Source organism: Aphanothece hegewaldii CCALA 016 (assembly GCF_003007785.1).
In the GTDB taxonomy this organism is placed as follows: domain Bacteria; phylum Cyanobacteriota; class Cyanobacteriia; order Cyanobacteriales; family Microcystaceae; genus Chroococcus; species Chroococcus hegewaldii.
Genome location: NZ_PXOH01000104.1, coordinates 1 through 1,502, shown reverse-complemented (window position 1 = coordinate 1,502; position 1,502 = coordinate 1). Strand labels below are relative to the sequence as shown.

At 46.5% G+C, this 1,502-nt stretch carries 2 protein-coding genes; one reads left to right on the top strand and one right to left on the bottom strand.

Annotated features, from left to right (window positions below):
- Window positions 1–70: 70 nt before the first annotated feature.
- The gene (locus C7H19_RS26080) at window positions 71–205 is read right to left on the bottom strand and encodes a pentapeptide repeat-containing protein (RefSeq protein ID WP_106459627.1); all 135 of its coding nucleotides are present in this window, start codon (window positions 203–205) and stop codon (window positions 71–73) included.
- A gap of 69 nt (window positions 206–274) precedes the next feature.
- Here C7H19_RS26080 and C7H19_RS25145 point away from each other — a divergent pair, with 69 nt between their 5' ends.
- Window positions 275–1,432, top strand: a complete 1,158-nt coding sequence (locus tag C7H19_RS25145) for an Ig-like domain-containing protein (RefSeq protein WP_181280753.1) — start codon at window positions 275–277, stop codon at window positions 1,430–1,432.
- Window positions 1,433–1,502 lie beyond the last annotated feature (70 nt).

Here is a 1,502-nt window from a genome sequence, read left to right as displayed (position 1 = left end):
AATTTTTACCTACTAGCAACAACTAGAGCCACTAAAAGCTTACCACAAATATACAATTAATTATGCATTGTTACTTACCAATTCCAGAATCTTGGAAATTAATTCCCCGCAGGTCAACTCCACTGAGGTTGCATCCTTGCAAAGAAACTCTGGAGAAAAATCTCTCTCCAGCAGCGTAGCGTCTGAGCAATTCTTCAGCATCCATCACACAACTCCTGAAACTATTAACACTAATAACAATAGCGCGATCGCCTCCTCTAATTCTCCGGCTCTATTGAACGGCGACTTCGACATCACCAACCCCAACGACCCCAACTACGGTTGGAACCAACGCGGTGCCGCAACGATCCTTAACTCCAAAGCCATCCTCACCGAAGACTCCCCTTTGCTCTCTAACTTCAGCCAAACCTTCATCATCCCAGAAGGAGCGAAAACCCTACAGTTCACCCTCACCGCCACCGAACTCGGACACAGCCACCTCGCACCACCAGATGCCTTTGAAGTCGCCCTCCTTGAAGCAAACACACTCACTCCCCTCGTCGGAACCAGCACAGGATTGAGCCAGACCGACTCCTTCTTCAACCTGCAAGCCAACGGCACATTATACTTTAGTAACTTTGTCAAGACTAATAACACAACCCCATCAGGTCGAACTATTTCTGTAGACATCAGTCATCTTACCCCAGGAACCCTAGCCACCCTGTACTTCGACTTACTCGGCTTCTCTAAACGTGATAGCCGAATAGAAATAGATCGCATCCGCATCCTAACTGACTCCTCTGAGATCGCCCCCGAAGCCAACAACGATACAGCCAGCACCCCTCAAAGCAGCCCCATCACCCTAAACGTCCTCGCCAACGACAGCGATCCCGATGGCACAATAAACCCCACCACCCTTCAACTCGTAACCTCCCCCAATAACGGCACACTGATTCTAAATTCAGATCGCACTTTCACCTACACCCCAAACAACGGTTTTGTCGGCACAGATAGCTTTACCTATACCATTCAAGATAACGACGGTTTAACCTCACTGCCTGCCGTCGTCACCATAAATGTAACCAATATCCCTCCCTTTATAGATGACATCGAGATCGAAGACTCAATTATAGAAGGAACAAAAACGACCCTGAGCGCGATCGCCACTGACCCTGGCAATGATACACTAACTTATACTTGGAATCTCAGCGACGGAACTAATCTGACGGGACAGCAAATCGAACATACTTTTGCCGATAACGGCACATACACAGCCACCATTACCGTTACCGACGTTCATGGAGCCAGCAGCACCAAAACCTTTAACCTCATCGTCAATAACAGCGCACCCATTGTAACTGCAGGCGAAGATATTACAATTAATGAAGGTCAATTAATCACCTTAGAAGGAAACTTTGATGACCTGGGAATAAACGATACCCATACTAAGTAACAATGCATAATTAATTGTATATTTGTGGTAAGCTTTTAGTGGCTCTAGTTGTTGCTAGTAGGTAAAAATT